Here is a 3390-nt window from a genome sequence, read left to right as displayed (position 1 = left end):
AATCGAGAGGTTCACGTCCGGTTCTGAGAGAGGCTGGCGGGGAGGTTCCGCTGGTCTACTCACCTAGATAAGATTTTCCATCCCTTGGATGTTCATTTTTATTAAGTCCAGCAAACTTTCTCTTCAAAGACTTAGATAGAAAAATTGATGTTAGCATCCAATTCTTGAGCTTTATCTGGGGAGAACTTCCAAAATCGATGCAAAGTTTGAATGGTTGATACAGATTGAACCCTTTCGTTAGCATCTTTAGTCATGTTGTAAAGTTTGTCTTTTAGAGCGTTACAAATGGACTCTGCTGTGTAATGAGTTTGAGATTTTCCTTCAGCAAAATCGTAATTTGTTTTTATGACGCTGTGAAAAAAATTATAAATCTCTTCTTCCTCTTTGCTTTCAAAGCAGTGAGTATAACGATCAGGATGAAGATATCGTAACATGATTTCGCACAGACTGACGATGTCCTTTCCAAAACCTGGAAAAGTCTGAAGTCCAGTGATGGTTTTATACGATTCTTTATCTGAAGTACCCGTTCGATCAAAATCAAATAGCCTGGCGCAATTTGTTTTGTTGTCATACATAATATTACCGTCAGTCATGTCTTTATGAGCTATCCCTTTTCCATGCATTACACTTAATTGCTCAAACAGTTGGCAAAAAACAGCCACTCGCTCTTGTATTGATTTACTCCTTAATCCAGACACTCCCTTGAGAGAGCTTCCAGGGATCTTGACCATTTCAATAAAATGAAGGTTTTTTTGAGGTATGGTACAAAATGTGGAATTTTCGTCTAGAAAATCAAGCACATATTGCCATTGCCTTTGGCATAACTTCCCGCAATATTGTTTCATTATTCCAAAAAAATTATTACCATCAATTTTTTTCACGATCCTTTCTTCTGTTCCAATCTCGTATTGACCATTATTGAGCATTAAAGGATGAGCAATATATGCGGACCCATTATCTCCAGAACCAAGAAATTCACTTACCAGAATATATTTGCTGTTTTGATTTCGATCTTGTGTCTTAATAACTAGATTGGATAAACCATGGGTATGATCAAATAGTAAATCATTTGGATTATCATTGATAAGTTGATTAATTCGTTCCAGTTCTGAAACTTTAACAACTTCACTTCGCTCAAAACGATCTTTCATCTTTTTACCCCAATAAATTGCCAAAATATTATACATACATTTCATTAATAGCACAATTATTTTGTGGGGGGGTTACCGTGGGAATTCAGGAGGCGCGCCAGAAAGCGGATGGCTGCCTTTTTGTTACGCGCGCTTCTGCAGCAACACATCCAGCTCAAAACCCTTCTCATCCACCGCGCACCGTAAGTAATAAATCTTGCCATTAATGCGCAGTTTCTGCTCATCCAAATACCATTTATCGGATGGCCTTGGCTCCCGCTTCTTAATCCCATGCCTAAAATGAGGACCAAATTTAATACACCATTGACGGACTGTCTCATAGCTCACTTCAATTCCTCGATACAGAAGCCGCTCTGAAACATCTCGGTAGCTGTCATTAAACCGGTGATAGCTCCATACCGCAATGCTGATTATCTCTAAAGGATAACGATATCTTTTCGGATTTTGCTCCAACATCTTTTCACCACCTAAATTGAGCTTAGTCTAACCCTAAAGTTAAATTGACGATGCCGTTCTAAGCCCTATTGAGTAGATTGCTACATCATCCTCAAAAAAAAATAAAAACCCAGCCTACAATCAAGCGATTAGACAATTGAAACAGGAAGGGAATCTATCTCAACGAGTTGAACATCACCAAATTAAATACCGTAATAACCGACTTGAATCAGATCACGGCAAACTCAAGCGGCTTATTAATCCTGCAAGAGTCCAATCTATGAAAACAGCTTATGCCACTATTAAAGGGTTTGAAGTCATGCGTATGTTTAAAAAAGGGCAATTTAATATTTGGATGGTTGTAATGAAGTGTCATTTATTAACCAGTTGTTTCATCTGTATGGCTAAACTACGCCCTGATTTTGTGTTTTTGTAGCTTTTATATTTTTTGCAACGAAGCCGAATTCCTTGCTTCGTTCAAGATAGGTGTCGGGCCAAGGGCCCGACGTTTACTGTTTTTGAGATACCTGCTGCGCTTACACACCGAGCTACGCGAATGTACAAATCTTATGGGCTACTGACTACCAATTCTTGAGGCCTAACATTCGGCTGACCGAAATCTTGAGCTAATTCTCTTTCTTCCGCAGTAGTTAGACCGACACTGGGCATTAATTCCTTAAAACCTCTCATGCTTTGTGGGCTCGGGTTAAAAAAACTTCCATATTTTAGAGGAGCTTGTTGTTTTAATTGATTTGTTCTGAAATTTAGAGCTAGCAAAATAACTACAAAAATCAATAAAATTGTTAAATTATTCTGATTAAAAAAACTTTTGAGAACATTGGAATTTTGATAATGTACAAGGGAATTGATCATCGAAGCAATAAAAGAAAATGCGGATGCCAGGCTATAAGGATACATCATCCTTTTTTCAACATCTTTATTAACTAAACCTTGTAAATACCTTTCAAAAACTATAACGCCATTATTGGGTACACAACCATTATTTATATATTTAAAATAATCATTTACGGTGAGGGAACCATTGATGTTAATGGGATCAAGAAAAAATACAATTTTTTTATCTTTGATAGGAAATACTAAGACGTTCTCTTCAATATAACAACTCTCAATAACATTATGAATGCGTTTGGATAAAAGGCGATTACTTTGTTTTTCGTAAAAAGATAAATTCTGGAAAATTCTCATTAGCAATTCATTAGGGAGTTGCATCAAGGGAGAAGGCTCAGAATTGGCTTTTTGTAGTGGTGCTCCTAGTGGCAAAGGGTTTTTGGTGACAGGTCTATAACTTTGAAATTGAATTAAACCTCTACTTGCATTACTAGCTAACTGCTCTAATTTAGTTATTTGCCCTCCTAATTTTATAAGATCAGTTAGGCGAGCAATTGCTTCTACATTGCCAGAATGGAGCGCCACTGTAAGTTCAGCACCTCTTTTTAAATCTAAATAAGCTGATTTTAACGAAGGTAATTTTGCAGCAATATGTTTCAATTTCTGCTCAGAAATATACCCATAACCAAAAATATCCAGATAATGATTTATCTTAGCTTGCAGACGATCATAATTCATAAATATGAGACGAGATGGATCCTAATGGACAAATATTATACCATTAAGTCAACATATAATACATTTATCTAATAAGCTACTTAGGTTAAGCAAATCACGCGTTTCACCAACACAGTAATACACCCCAGGGTCAGGTCTTCCGGCTTCGTTGCAAAAAATATAAAAGCTACACAAATGCACAAATGGGGGCAGGGCTTAAATCTTGCATGCAACAATC

Annotated in this window: 3 protein-coding genes and 1 pseudogene; 1 reads left to right on the top strand and 3 read right to left on the bottom strand. The window is 36.9% G+C overall.

Annotated elements, in window-relative coordinates; translation table 11 throughout:
* Nucleotides 1–131: 131 nt before the first annotated feature.
* The gene (locus ACN4Z1_RS15800) at nt 132–1151 is read right to left on the bottom strand and encodes a hypothetical protein (protein ID WP_228364003.1); all 1020 of its coding nucleotides are present in this window, start codon (nt 1149–1151) and stop codon (nt 132–134) included.
* 123 nt (nt 1152–1274) lie between these two features.
* Complete coding sequence (locus ACN4Z1_RS15795; RefSeq protein ID WP_228364002.1) at nt 1275–1607, bottom strand: hypothetical protein; 333 nt, start codon at nt 1605–1607, stop codon at nt 1275–1277.
* Between the two features lie 100 nt (nt 1608–1707).
* Between ACN4Z1_RS15795 and ACN4Z1_RS15790 the strand changes: the two are divergent.
* A pseudogene (locus ACN4Z1_RS15790) lies at nt 1708–2022 on the top strand (DDE-type integrase/transposase/recombinase); the annotation flags it as partial.
* A gap of 131 nt (nt 2023–2153) precedes the next feature.
* On the opposite strand, the gene ACN4Z1_RS15785 reads toward ACN4Z1_RS15790, so the two are convergent.
* Nucleotides 2154–3173 (bottom strand): F-box protein, encoded by a 1020-nt coding sequence (locus ACN4Z1_RS15785; protein ID WP_228364001.1) that lies wholly within the window; start codon nt 3171–3173, stop codon nt 2154–2156.
* Nucleotides 3174–3390 lie beyond the last annotated feature (217 nt).

Source organism: Legionella sp. ST3F1, from assembly GCF_048553315.1.
Lineage (GTDB): Bacteria > Pseudomonadota > Gammaproteobacteria > Legionellales > Legionellaceae > Tatlockia > Tatlockia donaldsonii.
The sequence above is the reverse complement of the archived record's forward strand: the minus strand, read 5'-3'. Positions and strand labels throughout refer to the sequence as shown.